Source organism: Citrobacter enshiensis, assembly GCF_029338175.1.
Taxonomy (GTDB): Bacteria; Pseudomonadota; Gammaproteobacteria; order Enterobacterales; family Enterobacteriaceae; genus Citrobacter_D; species Citrobacter_D enshiensis.
In genome coordinates this window covers 4336838-4356389 of the sequence record NZ_CP119862.1, presented here as the reverse complement: position 1 = coordinate 4356389, position 19552 = coordinate 4336838, and the positions used below count along the sequence as shown (strand labels likewise).

General features: G+C 52.6%; 19 protein-coding genes. All 19 read left to right on the top strand.

The annotated features are described in order from the left end of the window. The first annotated feature begins 1 nt into the window (after nt 1). The 19 genes from mutL (at nt 2) to P2W74_RS20640 (ending at nt 19497) form a co-directional block, all read left to right on the top strand. On the top strand, nt 2–1861 hold the full coding sequence (gene mutL / locus P2W74_RS20730) for a DNA mismatch repair endonuclease MutL (protein ID WP_276293055.1): 1860 nt from the start codon (nt 2–4) through the stop codon (nt 1859–1861). Further along, nucleotides 1854–2804 carry a tRNA (adenosine(37)-N6)-dimethylallyltransferase MiaA gene (miaA, locus tag P2W74_RS20725; protein ID WP_276293054.1) on the top strand — a complete coding sequence of 317 codons (951 nt, stop codon included), beginning with the start codon at nt 1854–1856 and terminating at the stop codon, nt 2802–2804. The genes mutL and miaA overlap by 8 nt, the downstream gene beginning before the upstream one ends. 83 nt (nt 2805–2887) lie before the next feature. Then, a complete protein-coding gene (hfq, locus tag P2W74_RS20720; protein WP_162383027.1) occupies nt 2888–3196 on the top strand; it encodes an RNA chaperone Hfq in 309 nt (102 codons plus the stop codon). A gap of 73 nt (nt 3197–3269) precedes the next feature. Further along, a complete protein-coding gene (hflX, locus tag P2W74_RS20715) occupies nt 3270–4550 on the top strand; it encodes a ribosome rescue GTPase HflX (RefSeq protein WP_276293053.1) in 1281 nt (426 codons plus the stop codon). Nucleotides 4551–4675: 125 nt separating this feature from the next. Next, nucleotides 4676–5938, top strand: coding sequence for an FtsH protease activity modulator HflK (hflK, locus tag P2W74_RS20710; RefSeq protein WP_276293052.1), 1263 nt, complete (start codon nt 4676–4678; stop codon nt 5936–5938). Between the two features lie 2 nt (nt 5939–5940). Beyond that, a complete protein-coding gene (gene hflC / locus P2W74_RS20705; protein WP_192610824.1) occupies nt 5941–6945 on the top strand; it encodes a protease modulator HflC in 1005 nt (334 codons plus the stop codon). Nucleotides 6946–7025: 80 nt separating this feature from the next. Then, nucleotides 7026–7223: a DUF2065 domain-containing protein gene (locus P2W74_RS20700; RefSeq protein ID WP_192610825.1), complete on the top strand. Its 198-nt coding sequence runs from the start codon at nt 7026–7028 to the stop codon at nt 7221–7223. A gap of 102 nt (nt 7224–7325) precedes the next feature. Further along, complete coding sequence (purA, locus tag P2W74_RS20695) at nt 7326–8624, top strand: adenylosuccinate synthase (protein WP_276293051.1); 1299 nt, start codon at nt 7326–7328, stop codon at nt 8622–8624. A 227-nt stretch (nt 8625–8851) separates the two neighbouring features. After that, entirely contained in the window at nt 8852–9277 is a 426-nt protein-coding gene (gene nsrR, locus P2W74_RS20690) for a nitric oxide-sensing transcriptional repressor NsrR (protein ID WP_192610827.1), read from the top strand. Between the two features lie 38 nt (nt 9278–9315). Next, nucleotides 9316–11766, top strand: coding sequence for a ribonuclease R (rnr, locus tag P2W74_RS20685; RefSeq protein ID WP_276293050.1), 2451 nt, complete (start codon nt 9316–9318; stop codon nt 11764–11766). Nucleotides 11767–11853: 87 nt separating this feature from the next. Next, entirely contained in the window at nt 11854–12585 is a 732-nt protein-coding gene (gene rlmB, locus P2W74_RS20680; protein ID WP_276293049.1) for a 23S rRNA (guanosine(2251)-2'-O)-methyltransferase RlmB, read from the top strand. A gap of 126 nt (nt 12586–12711) precedes the next feature. Continuing rightward, nucleotides 12712–13116, top strand: coding sequence for a YjfI family protein (locus P2W74_RS20675; RefSeq protein WP_276293048.1), 405 nt, complete (start codon nt 12712–12714; stop codon nt 13114–13116). 13 nt (nt 13117–13129) lie between these two features. Next, complete coding sequence (locus P2W74_RS20670) at nt 13130–13828, top strand: PspA/IM30 family protein (protein ID WP_276293047.1); 699 nt, start codon at nt 13130–13132, stop codon at nt 13826–13828. Continuing rightward, nucleotides 13828–14898, top strand: a complete 1071-nt coding sequence (locus tag P2W74_RS20665) for a potassium channel family protein (protein ID WP_276293046.1) — start codon at nt 13828–13830, stop codon at nt 14896–14898. Before P2W74_RS20670 ends, P2W74_RS20665 begins: the two co-directional genes overlap by 1 nt. Continuing rightward, nucleotides 14895–15554, top strand: coding sequence for a YjfK family protein (locus P2W74_RS20660; RefSeq protein ID WP_276293045.1), 660 nt, complete (start codon nt 14895–14897; stop codon nt 15552–15554). The genes P2W74_RS20665 and P2W74_RS20660 overlap by 4 nt, the downstream gene beginning before the upstream one ends. A 17-nt stretch (nt 15555–15571) precedes the next feature. Beyond that, complete coding sequence (locus P2W74_RS20655; RefSeq protein ID WP_276295242.1) at nt 15572–15970, top strand: DUF350 domain-containing protein; 399 nt, start codon at nt 15572–15574, stop codon at nt 15968–15970. 9 nt (nt 15971–15979) lie between these two features. Continuing rightward, the gene (locus P2W74_RS20650) at nt 15980–16621 is read left to right on the top strand and encodes a DUF1190 domain-containing protein (RefSeq protein ID WP_276293044.1); all 642 of its coding nucleotides are present in this window, start codon (nt 15980–15982) and stop codon (nt 16619–16621) included. Between the two features lie 2 nt (nt 16622–16623). After that, nucleotides 16624–17790, top strand: coding sequence for a glutathionylspermidine synthase family protein (locus P2W74_RS20645; protein WP_276293043.1), 1167 nt, complete (start codon nt 16624–16626; stop codon nt 17788–17790). Between the two features lie 84 nt (nt 17791–17874). Further along, nucleotides 17875–19497 carry an isovaleryl-CoA dehydrogenase gene (locus P2W74_RS20640; RefSeq protein ID WP_276293042.1) on the top strand — a complete coding sequence of 541 codons (1623 nt, stop codon included), beginning with the start codon at nt 17875–17877 and terminating at the stop codon, nt 19495–19497. The last annotated feature ends 55 nt before the right edge of the window (nt 19498–19552 follow it).

The window sequence follows — 19552 nt, the reverse complement described above, 5'->3', positions numbered from 1 at the left end:
CATGCCGATTCAGGTTCTTCCGCCGCAACTGGCGAACCAAATTGCCGCAGGTGAAGTGGTGGAACGACCTGCGTCGGTGGTCAAAGAGCTGGTAGAAAACAGCCTTGATGCTGGCGCGACGCGAATTGATATCGATATTGAACGCGGCGGCGCAAAGCTTATCCGTATTCGCGATAACGGCTGTGGCATTAAAAAGGACGAACTGGCGCTGGCGTTAGCGCGTCACGCGACCAGTAAAATAGCCACGCTCGACGATCTTGAGGCCATTATCAGCCTCGGGTTTCGCGGTGAAGCGCTGGCAAGTATCAGTTCGGTGTCACGGTTAACGCTCACCTCCCGCACTGCAGAACAGCCCGAAGCCTGGCAAGCGTATGCCGAAGGGCGTGACATGGACGTGACGGTTAAACCCGCCGCGCATCCGGTGGGCACGACGCTGGAAGTGCTGGATCTGTTCTACAATACCCCGGCGCGGCGCAAGTTCATGCGTACCGAGAAAACCGAATTTAACCATATTGATGAGATCATCCGGCGCATTGCGCTGGCGCGTTTTGACGTCACGATCAATTTGTCGCACAACGGCAAAATGGTGCGTCAGTATCGCGCGGTGGCGCAGGATGGGCAGAAAGAGCGTCGGCTGGGCGCGATTTGCGGCGCTCCGTTTCTGGAACAGGCGCTGGCGATTGAGTGGCAGCATGGCGATTTGCTGCTGCACGGTTGGGTGGCTGACCCTCGTCATACGACGGCGGCGCTGGCGGAAATTCAGTACTGCTATGTGAACGGACGTATGATGCGCGATCGGTTGATCAATCATGCCATTCGTCAGGCCTGTGAAAACAAACTCGGCGCCGATCAGCAGCCCGCGTTTGTGTTGTATCTGGAAATCGACCCTCATCAGGTTGATGTCAATGTGCATCCTGCCAAACACGAGGTGCGCTTTCACCAGTCGCGCCTGGTGCATGATTTTATCTATCAGGGCGTTCTCAGTGTGCTGCAACAGCAGCTTGAGACATCGCTGCCGTTGGCAGAAGACGATGAGCCGACGCCAAGACATATTCCGGAAAACCGTGTGGCAGCCGGACGCAATCACTTTGCTGAACCTGCTGTCGCACGTGAACCGGCGACACCGCGTTATTCTTCTCCTTCTCCGGTGAGTCACTCTGGTCGTCAGGCAACCGCACAGTGGCCGCAGGCTCAACCGGGCTATCAAAAGCAGGAGGGAGACGTTTATCGTCAGTTGCTACAGACGCCGGCTCCGGCGCAAAAAAAACAACGTCCTGATGCTGTCGAGCCTGCGCTGGCCGGACACAGCCAGAGTTTTGGTCGCGTACTCACTATTATTGGCGCCGATTGTGCGTTACTCGAAAGCGATGGCCGCATCCAGTTACTGTCGCTGCCGGTGGCAGAACGCTGGTTGCGACAGGCGCAACTGACGCCCGGAAAAGCGCCGGTGTGTGCCCAGCCGTTGCTGATTCCGCTACGCTTAAAAGTGGCGGTTGACGAAAAGACGGCGCTGCAAAATGCGCTCCCCTGTTTGGCGGATTTAGGGATTGAATTCCAGTTGGATGCGCAGCATGTGACCATTCGAGCTGTGCCTTTACCCTTACGCCAACAAAATTTACAAATCTTGATTCCTGAACTGATAGGCTACCTGGCGCAGCAATCTGGCTATGAGGCCGACAATATTGCCCAGTGGATTGCGCGTAATCTGATGAGTGAACATCCGCAGTGGACTATGGCGCAGGCCATTACCCTGTTGGCTGATGTCGAGCGGTTATGTCCGCAACTTGTGAAGGCGCCGCCGGGTGGTCTGTTACAACCTGTTGATTTACATTCGGCGATGAACGCCCTGAAACATGAGTGATATCAGTAAGGCGAGCCTGCCAAAGGCGATTTTTTTGATGGGGCCGACGGCCTCCGGCAAGACCGCATTAGCAATTGAATTGCGTAAAGTTTTGCCAGTAGAGTTGATAAGCGTTGATTCCGCCCTTATTTATCAAGGGATGGATATCGGTACGGCCAAGCCAGACGCTGAAGAGTTAAAGGTCGCTCCGCACCGATTGCTGGATATTCGCGATCCTTTGCAGGCGTATTCTGCGGCGGATTTTCGTCGTGATGCCCTGGCGGAGATGGCTGACATCACTGCGGCGGGACGTATTCCGCTGCTAGTGGGCGGTACGATGTTGTATTTCAAGGCGTTGCTTGAGGGATTGTCGCCATTACCGTCGGCGGATCCTGAGGTCAGAGCCAGAATTGAGCAACAGGCGGCAGAGCAGGGATGGGACGCGTTGCACCGACAGCTTCAGGAGATTGATCCTGTTGCGGCCGCGCGAATTCATCCAAATGATCCGCAAAGACTTTCCCGGGCACTGGAAGTTTTTTTCATTTCGGGTAAAACTTTAACGGAACTGACGCAAACGTCAGGAGACGCTCTACCGTACCAGGTGCATCAGTTCGCCATCGCCCCGGCGAGCCGTGAACTGCTCCATCAGCGAATTGAGCAGCGTTTTCATCAGATGTTGGCTTCAGGTTTTGAAGCAGAAGTGCGGGCGCTTTTTGCCCGTGGAGATTTGCATACGGATTTGCCTTCCATTCGTTGCGTGGGGTACCGCCAGATGTGGTCATACATTGAAGGCGAAATTTCATACGATGAAATGGTTTATAGAGGTGTTTGCGCCACGAGGCAGTTGGCGAAGCGGCAGATAACCTGGTTACGAGGCTGGGAAGGCGTGCACTGGCTTGACAGTGAAAAGCCTGACCAGGCGCGAAACGAAGTATTACAGGTTGTTGGTGCTATCGCAGACTGAATGTGTACAATTGAGACGTATCGTGCGCAATTTTCAGAATCGAAAGGTTCAAAGTACAAATAAGCATATAAGGAAAAGAGAGAATGGCTAAGGGGCAATCTTTACAAGATCCGTTCCTGAACGCATTGCGTCGGGAGCGTGTTCCGGTTTCTATTTATTTGGTGAATGGTATTAAGCTGCAAGGTCAAATCGAGTCTTTTGATCAGTTCGTGATCCTGTTGAAAAACACGGTCAGCCAGATGGTTTATAAGCACGCGATTTCTACTGTTGTCCCGTCTCGCCCGGTTTCTCATCACAGCAACAATGCCACCGGCGGCACCAGCAGTAACTATCATCACGGTAGCAGCGCGCAGGGTTCTTCTGCGCAACAGGACAGCGAAGAAACCGAATAAGGTTTGTCGCTGTTTATCCATGTCGGGGGCGCCATAATAGCGGCCCCCGCTGGTTATTTATGAGGGTTTACGCTTGTTTGACCGTTATGATGCCGGTGAGCAGGCGGTACTGGTACACATCTATTTTTCGCAAGACAAAGATATGGAAGATCTACAAGAGTTTGAATCTCTTGTCTCTTCCGCCGGTGTCGAAGCAATGCAGGTGATTACCGGTAGCCGTAAAGCACCGCACCCGAAGTATTTTGTTGGTGAAGGTAAGGCAATCGAAATTGCGGAAGCCGTGAAAGCGACTGGCGCTGCAGTGGTGATTTTTGATCATGCTTTAAGTCCTGCCCAGGAACGTAACCTGGAACAGTTGTGCCAGTGTCTTGTTATCGACAGGACCGGTCTTATTTTAGATATTTTTGCCCAACGTGCGCGTACCCATGAGGGTAAGTTGCAGGTTGAGCTGGCGCAGTTGCGTCATATGGCCACACGCCTGGTCCGTGGCTGGACCCACCTTGAAAGGCAAAAAGGCGGGATTGGTTTGCGTGGTCCGGGTGAAACCCAGCTCGAAACCGACCGTCGTTTGCTGCGTAACCGCATTTTGCAGATACAGTCGCGCCTGGAAAAAGTTGAAAAGCAACGTGAGCAGGGGCGGCAGTCGCGCAAGAAAGCGGATGTCCCAACCGTATCACTGGTGGGATATACCAACGCCGGAAAATCCACCCTGTTCAACCAGATAACCGAAGCCCGGGTATACGCAGCAGATCAACTGTTTGCGACCCTGGACCCGACGCTGCGCCGCATTGATGTGGCGGATGTCGGTGAAACTGTGCTGGCGGATACCGTTGGTTTTATCCGTCATTTACCGCATGACCTGGTGGCCGCCTTTAAGGCTACCTTGCAGGAGACACGTCAGGCCACGCTGTTGTTGCATGTTGTGGACGCTGCTGACGTACGCGTACAGGAAAACATCGACGCAGTGGATACGGTGCTCGAAGAGATCGATGCTCACGAGATCCCGACCCTGATGGTGATGAACAAGATCGACATGCTGGACGACTTTGCGCCGCGTATCGACAGAGATGAAGAGAATAAACCAATCCGTGTCTGGCTTTCCGCACAGACCGGTGTTGGCATACCACAACTTTTTCAGGCTTTGACTGAACGGCTTTCCGGTGAGGTGGCGCAGCACACGTTGCGTTTGCCGCCACAGGAAGGGCGCCTGAGAAGCCGGTTTTATCAACTTCAGGCAATAGAAAAAGAGTGGATGGAGGAGGACGGCAGCGTAAGTCTGCAAGTTCGCATGCCGATCGTTGACTGGCGTCGCCTCTGTAAACAAGAACCGACCCTGGTGGATTACGTAGTCTGACCAGGAAGAAAGGCCTGAGGATTTTTGCCCAATACTTATCGGATTTTGGGGTGCAGGACGGCGGCAACGCCCCTGTAGTGCAAAAAACGGGGTATCTCACCGCATAACAAATATGGAGCACAAACATGGCGTGGAATCAGCCCGGTAATAACGGACAAGACCGCGACCCGTGGGGAAGCAGCAAACCTGGCGGCAACCCTGAGGGAAATGGAAACAAAGGTGGCCGCGATCAGGGGCCTCCTGATCTGGATGATATCTTCCGCAAACTGAGTAAAAAACTCGGTGGTCTGGGTGGCGGTAAAGGTACTGGCTCTGGCGGCGGCAGCTCATCGCAAGGCCCACGCCCGCAGTTGGGTGGTCGTGTCGTATCCATCGCAGCGGCAGCTATCGTCATTATTTGGGCGGCCAGCGGTTTCTATACCATTAAAGAAGCGGAACGCGGCGTGGTGACACGCTTCGGTAAATTCAGCCATTTGGTTGAGCCGGGTCTGAACTGGAAACCGACATTTGTCGATGTCGTCACCCCGGTGAACGTTGAAGCGGTGCGTGAACTTGCTGCGTCCGGCGTGATGCTGACGTCTGACGAAAACGTCGTACGCGTTGAGATGAACGTGCAGTACCGCGTGACCGATCCGCAGCGTTACCTGTTTAGCGTGACCAGCGCCGATGACAGTTTGCGTCAGGCAACCGACAGCGCCCTGCGTGGGGTTATCGGTAAGTACACCATGGACCGCATTCTGACCGAAGGCCGTACCGTGATTCGTAGCGATACCCAACGTGAACTGGAAGAGACGATTCGTCCTTACAACATGGGTATCACTCTGCTGGACGTCAACTTCCAGGCTGCACGTCCGCCGGAAGAGGTGAAGGCCGCGTTTGACGATGCTATCGCAGCACGTGAAAACGAGCAGCAATACATCCGTGAAGCAGAAGCGTACATCAACGAAGTTCAGCCGCGTGCAAACGGTCAGGCGCAGCGTATTCTTGAAGAAGCGCGTGCTTACAAGACCCAAACCATCCTGGAAGCGCAGGGTGAAGTGGCTCGCTTTGCCAAGCTTCTGCCGGAATATAAAGCCGCACCGCAAATTACTCGCGAGCGTCTGTATATCGAAACGATGGAAAAAGTGTTGAGCCATACCCGCAAAGTTCTGGTCAATGACAAAGGCGGTAATCTGATGGTTCTGCCATTGGATCAGATGCTGAAAGGTGGGAACACCTCCGGGGCAAAGAGCGATAACAGCGGGGCGAATAACCTGCTGCGTCTGCCGCCGGCGTCTTCCTCCAGCAACAGCGGAGCAAGCAACACCTCGTCCACCAGCCAGGGCGATATTATGGACCAACGCCGCGCTAACGCGCAGCGTAACGACTACCAGCGTCAGGGGGAATAACGATGCGTAAGTCAGTTATTGCGATTATCATCATCGTGCTGGTAGTGCTGTACACGTCTCTCTTTGTTGTCAAAGAAGGCGAGCGCGGGATCAAGTTCCAGTTCAGCAGCGTTGTGCGCGACAGCGACAAGAAACCGCTGATTTATGAGCCGGGCCTGCACTTCAAGGTTCCGTTCATTCAGTCGGTGAAAATGCTCGACGCGCGTATCCAGACCATGGACAACCAGGCCGACCGTTTTGTCACCAAAGAGAAGAAAGACCTGATCGTCGACTCTTACATCAAGTGGCGTATCAGTGATTTCAGCCGCTACTTCCTGGCAACGGGCGGTGGTGACGTTTCTCAGGCCGAAGTGCTGCTGAAACGTAAATTCTCTGACCGTCTGCGTTCTGAGATTGGTCGTCTGGACGTGAAAGATATCGTCACCGATTCTCGTGGTCGTCTGACCCTGGAAGTGCGTGATGCGCTGAACTCCGGTACAGCAGGCACCGATGATGAAGTAGCGACGCCAGCCGCGGATAACGCGATTGCCGAGGCTGCTGAGCGCGTAACCGCTGAAACCAACGGTAAAGTGCCAGTCATTAACCCGAACAGTATGGCGGCGTTGGGTATCGAAGTGGTCGATGTGCGTATCAAGCAGATCAACCTGCCTGCTGAAGTGTCTGAGGCGATTTACAACCGTATGCGCGCCGAGCGTGAAGCGGTAGCGCGTCGTCATCGTTCACAGGGCCAGGAAGAAGCGGAAAAACTGCGCGCGACAGCGGATTATGAAGTGACGAAAACGCTGGCGGAAGCCGAGCGCCAGGGCCGCATTATGCGCGGTGAAGGCGATGCCGAAGCTGCGAAGCTGTTTGCGGATGCCTTTAGCCAGGATCCCGATTTCTACGCGTTCATCCGTAGCCTGCGTGCTTACGAGACGAGCTTTGAAGGAAATCAGGACGTCATGGTGATGAGTCCGGACAGCGATTTCTTCCGCTACATGAAGACACCGAGCACCACAGCACGTTAAAATAACGTCAGGTTTTAGATGAGCAAAACCACCGGCATCTCCAGGGATGCGGTGGTTTTCTTTTTTTATAAGGACAACGGATGAACTCAACAATTTGGCTGGCGCTCGCCCTGGTTTTGGTGTTTGAAGGCCTGGGTCCGATGCTTTATCCCAGGGCCTGGAAGAAAATGATCTCTGCCATGACGCAATTGCCTGAAAATATTTTACGCCGTTTTGGTGGAGGTCTTGTGGTTGCGGGCATTGTTGTCTACTACATGTTGAGGAAAACGATTGGCTGATCAAAAAGTGGGCTGATTACCTGTTTTTAGCCCGCAAAAAGTGCTGTATATCTGAAAAAGCGATGGTAGAATCCATTTTTAAGCAAACGGTGATTTTGAAAAATGGGTAACAACGTCGTCGTACTGGGCACCCAATGGGGTGACGAAGGTAAAGGAAAGATCGTCGATCTTCTGACTGAACGGGCTAAATATGTTGTGCGCTACCAGGGTGGTCACAACGCAGGCCATACTCTCGTAATCAACGGTGAAAAAACCGTCCTCCATCTTATTCCATCAGGTATTCTTCGCGAAAATGTTACCAGCATCATCGGTAACGGTGTTGTGCTGTCTCCAAGCGCGTTGATGAAAGAGATGAAAGGACTGGAAGACCGTGGTATTCCTGTTCGTGAGCGCCTGCTGCTGTCTGAAGCCTGTCCGCTGATCCTGGATTATCACGTTGCGCTGGATAACGCGCGTGAGAAAGCTCGTGGTGAGAAAGCGATTGGTACTACAGGTCGCGGTATTGGGCCGGCGTATGAAGATAAAGTTGCTCGTCGCGGTCTGCGCGTTGGCGACCTGTTCGACAAAGCCACCTTCGCTGAAAAACTGAAAGAAGTGATGGAATATCACAACTTCCAGTTGGTGAATTTCTATAAAGTTGAAGCGGTTGACTACCAGAAAGTGCTGGATGATGTGATGGCGATCGCCGACATCCTGACCGCGATGGTTGTTGATGTTTCCGACCTGCTGGACCAGGCGCGCAAACGTGGCGATTTCGTCATGTTCGAAGGTGCGCAGGGTACTCTGCTGGATATCGACCACGGTACTTATCCGTACGTAACCTCCTCTAACACCACCGCAGGTGGCGTAGCGACTGGTTCCGGCCTGGGTCCGCGTTTTGTGGATTACGTTCTGGGTATCATCAAAGCTTACTCCACGCGTGTGGGCGCGGGTCCGTTCCCGACTGAGCTGTTTGATGAAACGGGCGAGTTCCTGTGCAAGCAGGGTAACGAATACGGTGCGACCACCGGTCGTCGTCGTCGTACAGGCTGGCTGGATTCCGTTGCCGTACGTCGCGCTGTACAGATCAACTCCCTGTCTGGCTTCTGCCTGACCAAACTGGACGTACTGGACGGTTTGAAAGAGGTGAAAATCTGTGTGGCTTACCGTATGCCGGATGGCCGTGAAGTGACGACCACTCCGCTGGCAGCTGACGACTGGAAAGGCATCGAGCCGATCTACGAAACCATGCCAGGCTGGTCTGAAACCACGTTTGGCGTGAAGGAGCGCAGCGGTCTGCCGCAGGCAGCGCTGAACTACATCAAGCGTATCGAAGAACTGACCGGTGTGCCGATTGATATTATTTCTACCGGCCCGGATCGTACTGAGACCATGATTCTGCGCGACCCGTTCGACGCGTAATCTATGGTAATGCCCGGTAGCGCTGCGCTGACCGGGCTTACGGTTTGTCCGTTATTCCAGGCCGGATAAGGCGCAAAGCGCTGCCATCCGGCTTAATCATTCGCAAGATCCTCGTTTTTTTCCTTCCCGCACTGAAATAAATTAGCGACCTGGCTGTTGGCTGGTTTATCATCAATATAATTAATACTACCAGGTATATCCCGTTTTCCCCTTTTCCTGAGGTTGATGTGCAGTTAACGAGTTTCACCGATTACGGATTACGCGCGCTAATCTATATGGCGTCGCTACCGGATGGACGTATGACCAGTATTTCTGAGGTGACAGAAGTCTACGGCGTGTCCCGTAATCATATGGTCAAAATAATTAATCAACTTAGCCGGGCGGGCTATGTTACTGCTATTCGAGGAAAAAATGGCGGTATACGCTTGGGCAAACCCGCTGATAAAATTCGTATTGGTGATGTGGTGCGCGAGCTGGAGCCCCTGTCGCTGGTGAACTGCAGCAGCGAATTTTGCCACATAACCCCAGCCTGTCGACTCAAGCAGGCACTTTCTAAGGCAGTGCACAGTTTTCTCACGGAACTGGACAACTATACGCTTGCCGATTTGGTTGAAGAGAATCAGCCACTTTATAAATTATTGCTGGTGGAGTGACGTAAAACTCCACTGGAGCTGACTACGGAGGAACCGAGATGTCACATGATCCTTTCCAGGAACGCGAAGCTGAAAAATACGCGAACCCTATCCCGAGCCGGGAATATATCCTCGAACATTTAACGAAACGCGAAAAACCGGCCAACCGTGATGAACTGGCCGTTGAACTGAATATTGAAGGCGAAGAGCAGCTGGAAGCCCTGCGCCGTCGTCTGCGCGCCATGGAGCGTGACGGGCAACTGGTCTTCACTCGCCGCCAGTGTTATGCGCTGCCGGAACGTCTCGACTTACTGAAAGGCACCGTTATTGGCCATCGTGATGGCTACGGTTTTTTACGCGTCGAAGGTCGCAAAGATGATTTGTACCTTTCCAGCGAGCAGATGAAAACCTGCATTCATGGCGATCAGGTGCTGGCGCAGCCGTTGGGTGCTGACCGTAAAGGTCGTCGTGAAGCGCGTATCGTGCGCGTGCTGGTTCCGAAAACCAGCCAGATTGTTGGTCGTTACTTCACCGATGCTGGCGTGGGATTCGTGGTGCCGGACGACAGCCGCCTGAGCTTTGACATTCTGATCCCACCTGAAGAGGTGATGGGTGCGCGTATGGGCTTTGTGGTGGTGGTGGAACTCACCCAACGCCCGACCCGTCGCACCAAAGCCGTGGGTAAAATTGTCGAAGTTCTGGGTGACAATATGGGCACCGGCATGGCTGTCGATATGGCGCTGCGTACCCATGAAATCCCTTACATTTGGCCAGCAGCGGTTGAAAAACAAGTTGCCGGGCTGAAAGAAGAAGTGCCGGAAGAGGCGAAAGCAGGCCGCGTCGATCTGCGGGACTTGCCGTTGGTGACTATCGATGGTGAAGATGCGCGTGACTTTGACGATGCCGTCTATTGCGAGAAAAAACGCGGCGGTGGCTGGCGTTTATGGGTCGCGATTGCTGACGTTAGCTATTACGTGCGTCCGCCGACACCGCTGGATCAGGAAGCGCGCAATCGCGGGACGTCGGTTTACTTCCCGTCGCAGGTTGTGCCAATGCTGCCGGAAGTGCTCTCAAACGGTTTGTGTTCACTGAACCCGCAGGTTGATCGCCTGTGTATGGTCTGTGAAATGACCGTGTCTACCAAAGGGCGTCTGACCGGCTATAAATTCTATGAAGCGGTGATGAGCTCTCATGCGCGACTGACCTATACCAAGGTTTGGCATATGCTGCAGGGCGATCAGGATCTGCGTGAGCAGTATGCGCCGCTGGTGAAACACATCGAAGAGCTGCACAACCTTTACAAGGTGCTGGACACCGCGCGTGAAGAACGTGGCGGTATCTCTTTTGAGAGCGAAGAAGCGAAGTTTATTTTCAACGCCGAACGCCGTATCGAACGCATTGAGCAGACGCAGCGCAACGACGCGCACAAACTGATTGAAGAGTGCATGATTCTGGCAAATATCTCAGCGGCACGCTTTGTTGAGAAAGCTGCAGAGCCTGCGCTGTTCCGTATCCACGACAAGCCGACGACGGAAGCGATCACCTCCTTCCGTTCGGTACTGGCAGAACTGGGGCTGGAACTGCCGGGCGGTAACAAACCAGAACCGCGTGACTACGCGGAGCTACTGGAGTCGGTCCAGGGCAGACCCGACGCAGAAATGCTGCAAACCATGCTGCTGCGCTCAATGAAGCAGGCGATTTACGATCCAGAAAACCGTGGGCACTTTGGTCTGGCACTGCAGCAATATGCGCACTTTACGTCGCCTATCCGCCGTTATCCGGATCTCTCATTGCACCGTGCGATCAAATATTTGCTGGCGAAAGAGCAGGGCCATAAAGGTAACAGCACCGAGACAGGCGGCTACCACTACTCGATGGAAGAGATGCTGCAACTGGGCCAGCACTGTTCCATGACCGAACGCCGTGCTGATGAAGCCACGCGTGACGTTTCTGACTGGCTGAAGTGTGACTTTATGCTGGATCAGGTGGGGAACGTCTTTAAGGGCGTGATTGCCAGCGTGACAGGCTTTGGGTTCTTCGTCCGTCTTGATGAACTGTTTATTGATGGTCTGGTCCACGTCTCTTCCCTGGATAACGACTATTATCGTTTCGATCAGGTTGGGCAACGTCTGACCGGCGAATCCAGTGGTCAGATGTATCGTCTGGGCGATCGCGTGGAAGTTAAGGTCGAAGCGGTCAACATGGATGAGCGTAAAATCGACTTTAGCCTGATCTCCAGCGAGCGCGCGCCGCGCAACGTCGGGAAAACGGCGCGTGAGAAAACGAAAAAAGGCGATAACGGGAAACCCGCTGGCAAACGCCGTCAGGCTGGCAAAAAGGTGAATTTCGAGCCGGACAGCGCCTTCCGTGGTGAGAAGAAAGGCAAAGCGGCTAAACCTAAAGCTGAGAAAAAAGGCGATAAAAAAGCGAAAAAGCCGTCGGCAAAAACGCTTAAAATCGCGGCTGCTACAAAGGCAAAACGCGTGGCAAAGAAGAAAGTCGCTGAATAACGACATGACACTGTAGGCCGGGCGCGAGCATCGCCGCCCGGCGTTACATGCCGATGACGGCAACATTAACCATTAACGAGTATATTCATGAGTGAAATGATTTACGGCATCCATGCGGTGCAGGCCCTGCTGGAGCGTGCTCCTGAGCGTTTTCAGGATGTCTTTATTTTGAAAGGCCGTGAAGACAAGCGCCTGCTGCCGCTGATCCATGCTCTGGAAGCGCAGGGTGTTGTCATCCAGTTGGCGAACCGCCAGTTCCTGGATGAGAAAAGTGAGGGTGCGGTACATCAGGGAATTATTGCGCGTGTGAAGCCTGGCCGCCAGTATCAGGAAAACGATCTGCCGGATCTGCTTGCCTCACTCGATCAACCGTTTCTGTTAATTCTTGACGGCGTGACCGACCCGCACAACCTGGGTGCGTGTCTGCGTAGCGCCGATGCGGCTGGCGTCCATGCGGTGATTGTGCCGAAGGATCGCTCCGCGCTGTTGAATGCGACGGCCAAAAAAGTCGCCTGTGGCGCTGCCGAGAACGTGCCGCTGATCCGTGTGACCAACCTGGCGCGCACCATGCGCATGTTACAGGAAGAGAACATCTGGATCGTGGGTACGGCCGGTGAGGCCGACCATACGTTGTACCAGAGCAAAATGACCGGCCGTCTGGCGCTGGTGATGGGCGCGGAAGGCGAAGGTATGCGTCGCCTGACCCGTGAACACTGTGATGAGCTGATCAGCATCCCAATGGCGGGTAGCGTTTCGTCGCTTAACGTTTCCGTTGCGACGGGGATCTGCCTGTTTGAGGCCGTACGCCAACGCAGTTAGTTTTAATTTTCAGAAAAAAACCATCCTTTTTGGGGTGGTTTTTTTTTATCCAAAGTGAGTAATATAATAAAGAAAAATAAACATTCATTTGGTTTATATTTAAATAAATAACACATGGAATAATATATGTCATGGACTCCGCTGACGCTTGCCGAAGCGTTACAAAAGATTGACGGTTTAAATATTGAAATAAAGTATAATGAAAAATCTTTAATTGTTAATATGAATGATTATGGCGACCTGCAACTTGCTATATTATTCACTTCCCGCCAGATTATTATTGAAACCCTGATTTGCCCGCTAAATTGTATTGATAATCAAGCTGAATTTAACGTTTTCTTATTGCGCAACCAAAAAATTCTGCCGCTCTCATCCGTGGGTATTTCGCTGGTGCAGAACGAAGAGTATTACGTCGCGTTTGGGGCATTGTCGCTGAATTCTTCGCTGGAAGACATCATGCTCGAAATCATAACACTGGTCGAAAATGCATTAGATCTTGCTGAAGTGACTGAAGAATACGTACAGGAATAATAAGGAACGCATAATGGGAATTCTGAAAAGTTTATTTACGCTTGGCAAATCTATGATCTCTCAGGCAGAAGAGTCCATTGAAGAGGCTCAGGGAGTGCGAATGCTGGAACAGCATATTCGTGATGCGAAAGGTGAGCTTGATAAAGCCGGAAAGTCACGCGTAGACCTGCTTGCTCGGGTAAAACTCAGCAATGACAAATTGAAAGATTTGCATGAGCGTCAATCCAATCTTGAGAAGCGTGCGCTTGAAGCGCTCAATAAAAATATCGATGCCTCTTTAATTAATGAAGTGGCTAGTGAGATTGCGCGTCTGGAAAACCTCATCGCGGCGGAAGAGCAAGTGCTTGCTAACCTTGAAATTGCGCGTGATGGTGTGGAAAGAGCTGTAACGGCTACGGCCCAGCGTATCGCGCAGTTTGAGCAACAGCTTGAAGTTGTTAAAGCGACGGAGGCGATGCAGCGTGCGCAGCAGGCCGTTACGACTTCCACCCTCGGCGCGTCTTCTAACGTCTCGACGGCGGCGGAGTCTCTCAAACGCTTACAAACCCGTCAGGCCGAACGTCAGGCTCGTCTGGATGCGGCGGCACAACTGGAAAAAGTGGCTGATGGCCGCGATCTGGACGAAAAACTGGCAGAAGCAGGGATTGGCACAAACACGAAAAGCAGTGCACAGGATGTGCTGGCAAGGCTACAGCGTCAGCAAGGTGAGTGATGCCTTTCTATTGGATTATCAGGACCTTTCAGCGTCATCTCTCCAGACTGACCTGGCCTGCGTTAGCGGGGTTATTTGCAGGGCAATACCTGTTGTGTTACCTGGTTTTTGTACTACTGGATGAAGAAACGCTAGTGGGACGATTGAGCAATTTCATTTATTACTGCTCAGTTGTTGGCTCAACGACTGGATTTGGCGATCTAAGCCCCCAGACGGCAGGAGGACGAGTTTTTACTGCGCTTTGGCAAATTCCAGTCAGTGTCGGATTATTCGGTGCGTTAATGGGGAAAGTCATCGCGTTAGTGCAAGGAATGCTCGCGAAAGGAATGACGGGAATGGGCGATTATCATAATTTGCACAACCATATGTTGGTTGTCGGGTGGCGCGGTCATCAGACCGAAAAAATGATCTCATTATTGCTGTACGATACCCGAAGAGCGTTTGGGCGGGTACTTTTATGTGAGCGGGAGGATATTCAACATCCTATGCCTGGTAATAACTGGGTAGATTTTATTCGGGTCAGTAATTTTAACGATCCTCATGAACATACCCGAATGGGACTGCCGAATTGTCAGAGTGTTATCATTTTTGCGCGTACCGATGAACAGACGTTTACTGCTGCGCTTTCTCTGGCGGATTTTATTCCTGAAAGATGCCATATAGTTGCCTATCTGGAAGATGAACGTTACGCAAGATTACTGGAGACGCACTGCCAGCGTATTGAAATAGTAAGAAATATTTCTGCTGAGCAGCTTTCTCGTTCTATTCAGGATCCTGGTTCGTCCCAGTCTGTTGTATCCATAATGAATCCGATGCTGGGTGATACCGGATTTGCCTTACCTATCCCTGAATGGGTGACGCCTGTGCGTTATGGGGCGTTGATGCGTTATATGAAACTTCATCATGATGCCACCGTGCTGGGAATTAGTTGCTGTAAAAACGGACGGGGAATAGAACTTAATCCAGTCGTCGCGACGGAAGTAAAGGGAGGTATGTGGCTGCATCTGATTGGCAATAGCCGCATTTTGGCGGAAGACGTTAACTGGCAAAATATAGAGGGAAGTTTATGACCAGTTTTTTACAGCGCTTATTTGGTAAGGATAATACGTGTGTGCCTGTTCGGGGGCCGCTGGGATTGCATCTGAACTGTGGTTTTACCCTCGATACGTTAGCATTTCGGCTATTAGACGATGAGCTATTAGTGACGCTGCCAGGAGAAGAATATACTGTGGCTGCCATCAGTCATATAGACCTTGGCGGCGGTAGTCAGATCTTTCGGTACTACACTTCGGGTGATGAGTTCTTGCAAATCAGTACGACGGGCGGCATGGATACTGATGATATTGAGGATATTAAACTCCTTGTTTATGCAGAGAGTTATGGTATCAATCAGGAAAAACACTGGCGTTCGGTAATCAGTCCGGAATCCATCGGTACTCCGACGTTATCCTGGGAGCATCGGCACTGGCAGCGTTTTTTTAATCGTGAAGAACCTGGCAATATTGAACCGGTATACATGTTAGAGAAGGTAGAAAATGAGCAGAATGCGAAGTGGGATGTCCATAATTTTACGATGGGATACCAGCGTCAGGTTGCAGAAGGGACTTGGGAATATCTGCTGTTAAACGGTGAAGAGTCGTTTAATGATCAAGGTGAACCGGAGTGGGTATTTTCCCGCGCGCTGGGAGTGGATATCCCATTAACGTCACTGAATATTATTGGTTAAACACAGGGAAGAAAGAGATGCATATACTGGATTCATTAGTGGCTTTTTGCTCCTATTTTTTTATCGGTGCAGCCATGGTGATACTGTTCCTTTTTGTCTATTCAAAAATTACGCCTCACAATGAATGGCAATTGATTAAAAACAATAATACGGCAGCATCACTGGCTTTTAGCGGCACATTGTTGGGCTACGCTATTCCATTATCCAGCGCGGCAATCAATTCGGTCAGCATACCGGATTATTTTGCCTGGGGCGGAATTGCGCTGGTGATCCAACTGATGATTTACGGTGGTGTGCGGTTGTATATGCCGACACTGAGCGAAAAAATTATTAATCACAACACAGCAGCGGGAATGTTTATGGGCACTGCCGCGCTGGCAGGGGGTATTTTCAACGCCGCCTGTATGACATGGTAATGGACGATCATGGCAAAAAAACAAAGTTCCAGACAGCAAAAAACAGGGGTTGGGCATTCTGCAATCACCCGAATTGATCGCCCGGTCAATCCTTTTGAACCTAAACGCAGCCGGTATACCGGTAAATACCTGACGCTGGCGATCATGGGCGGCGCTGCATTTTTTATCCTTAAGGGATGCAGTGATGACAGCAATGCGGATAACGACGGCGATGGCGTCTTTTACTCATCGGTGCAGGATTGCATTGATGATGGTAATGGTGCGGCCATTTGCGCAGAAGGCTGGAACAACGCGAAGAATGACTTTTATGCGAATTTACCCAAGGAGATGAATCAGGAGCGTTGTCAGTCGCAGTTTGGCAATTGCTATCTTGACACAACCAGCCAGAGTTGGATCCCCGTTGTTGCTGGCTTTCTGCTCAGCAGAGCTATTCGCAAAGACCGGGATGATCAATATGCATACAGCAGCGGTGGGTCGTCTTACGCCTCGCGTCCCGTCTGGCGCACGACATCAGGAGACTACTCCTGGCGTTCTGGCTCCGGCAAAAGCGATACCGCAACCAGCCATGGCTATAGCACGAAGAAAGCGTCAACGGTTTCTCGCGGCGGATATGGGCGCTCGTCCAGTGCGCGCGGCTCCTGGGGAGGATAATCATGTTGCGACATGACGTACCTGTGCGCAGAGATCTGGATAAGATCGCCTGCGATCACGGCTTCGATTTTCATATTATCGACAACGAAATTTACTGGGACGAGAGCCGGGCATATCGGTTTACGCTGCGACAGATTGAAGAGCAGATCGAAAAACCGACCGCTGAACTTCATCAGATGTGCCTGGACGTGGTCGAGCGGGCGGTGAAGGACGAACATATTATGCAGCAACTGGCGATCCCGCCGCTGTACTGGGATGTTATCGCAGAAAGCTGGCGCAGCCGCGATCCTTCCCTGTACGGACGGATGGATTTCGTCTGGTGCGGTAACAATGCGCCGGTCAAACTGCTGGAATACAACGCAGATACGCCCACCTCGCTATATGAGTCTGCCTATTTCCAGTGGCTGTGGCTGGAAGATGCCCGGCGCAGCGGTATGATTCCGCGCGATGCCGATCAATATAATGCGATACAGGAACGCCTAATCTCCCGCTTTGGCGAGCTGTACAGCCAGGAGCCGCTCTACTTCTGTTGTTGCGAAGAAAGCGATGAAGATCGCTCCACGGTGCTGTATTTGCAGGACTGCGCACAGCAGGCGGGGCAGGAGACGCGGTTTATCTATATTGAGGATCTTGGCCTTGGCGTCGGCGGCGTGCTGACCGATCTTGACGACAACGTGATTCGTCGCGCATTTAAGCTGTATCCACTGGAGTGGATGATGCGTGATGATAATGGCCCACTCCTGCGTAAACGCCGTGAACAGTGGATTGAGCCGCTGTGGAAGAGTGTTCTCAGCAATAAAGGGCTGATGCCGCTACTGTGGCGCTTTTTCCCCAACCATCCCAATCTGTTACCCGCCTGGTTTGACGGTGAAAAGCCGTGTATTCAGCCCGGTGAAAGCTATGTGCGCAAACCCATCTACTCCCGTGAAGGCGGTAATGTCACCCTCTTTGATGGCAAGAACAATGTGCTTGAACACGCTGATGGCGATTATGCCGACGAGCCGATGATCTACCAGGCGTTTCAGCCGTTGCCGCGTTTTGGCGAGAGCTACACGCTGATCGGCAGTTGGATTGTTGATGATGAGGCGTCAGGCATGGGTATCAGAGAAGATAATACCTTGATTACGAAAGATACTTCACGTTACGTCCCGCATTATATTTCGGGTTGATCCGGCTTTTGTGATCTCCCTCCGCAGCCGGTGGCGCAGTACTGACCATACTTACAGTTACTGCCATTGGCGGAGGGAGACATCATGCACTGGCAAACGCATACCGTTTTTAACCAACCCGTTCCACTCAATAACAGCAATTTATTTCTGTCTGATGGCGCGCTGTACGAAGCCGTCGCCCGGGAAGGCGCTGGCTGGGATAGCGATCTGCTCGCCAGTATTGGCCAACAGTTAGGCACCGCAGAATCGCTGGAATTGGGGCGTCTGGCCAACATGTGTCCCCCTGAATTATTGCGCTACGACCCACAGGGACAGCGCCTGGATGATGTGCGTTTTCATCCTGCCTGGCACCTGCTGATGCAGGGGTTGTGCGCGAACCGCGTACATAATCTGGCCTGGGAAGACGATGCCCGCACAGGGTCGTTTGTTGCCCGTGCGGCGCGCTTTATGCTGCATGCTCAGGTGGAAGCGGGAACGCTTTGCCCCATCACGATGACCTTTGCGGCGACGCCGCTGTTGCGACAGATGTTACCCACTCCTTTCCATAACTGGCAGACGCCTCTTGGTAGCGATCGCTACGACTCTCATCTTCTCCCTGGCGGGCAAAAGCGTGGCCTACTGATTGGCATGGGAATGACGGAAAAGCAGGGCGGATCTGATGTTCTGAGCAATACCACTTTTGCGGAACGCCTTGACGATGGCGCATACCGGCTGGTGGGGCATAAATGGTTCTTCTCCGTTCCGCAAAGCGATGCGCATCTTGTTTTGGCGCAGGCAAAAGGCGGACTCTCTTGCTTCTTCGTACCGCGCTTTTTACCTGATGGGCAGCGAAATGCCATCCGTTTTGAACGGCTGAAAGACAAGCTGGGCAACCGTTCTAATGCCAGTTGCGAAGTGGAGTTTCAGGATGCGATTGGCTGGCTGTTAGGCGAAGAAGGCGAGGGGATCAGGCATATCCTGAAGATGGGTGGGATGACACGTTTTGATTGCGCGCTGGGCAGTCATGGGATGATGCGCCGGGCATTTTCTGTGGCGATCTATCACGCCCATCAACGGCAGGTATTTGGCAAACCGCTGGTTGAACAGCCGATGATGCGTCAGGTGCTGAGCCGTATGGCGTTACAACTTGAAGGCCAGACGGCGCTGTTGTTTCGACTGGCTCGTGCGTGGGATCGTCGCCGCGATGAGAAAGAAGCGCTCTGGGCGCGTTTATTCACCCCTGCAGCGAAGTTCGCGGTGTGTAAAAGCGGTATTCCGTTTGTTGCCGAGGCGATGGAAGTGCTTGGCGGAATGGGCTACTGCGAAGAGAGCGAGTTGCCACGTTTGTACCGGGAAATGCCGGTGAACAGTATCTGGGAGGGCTCTGGCAACATCATGTGCCTGGACGTGCTTCGGGTGTTGAGCAAACAAAGCGGTGTTTACGCGTTGCTGGCCGACGCCTTTGCCGAAGTCAAAGGCCAGGATCGCTATTACGATCGCGCAGTGCGTCAACTACAGCAGCGATTGCACAAGCCTTCTGAGGAACAAGGGCGGGAGGTAGCGCAGCAACTCTTCTTGCTCGGGTGTGGGGCGCAAATGCTGCGGTATGCATCTCCGCCGGTGGCGCAGGCCTGGTGCCAGATGATGCTGGACACGCGCGGCGTGGCGCGTTTGTCCGCTCAGGTGCAGAACGATTTGCTCCTGAGAGCGACAGGGGGATTACGCTAGAGGCCAGGCTCGTAGGCTGGGTTAAGCGCAAACGCTGTCACCCGGCCTACGCGAA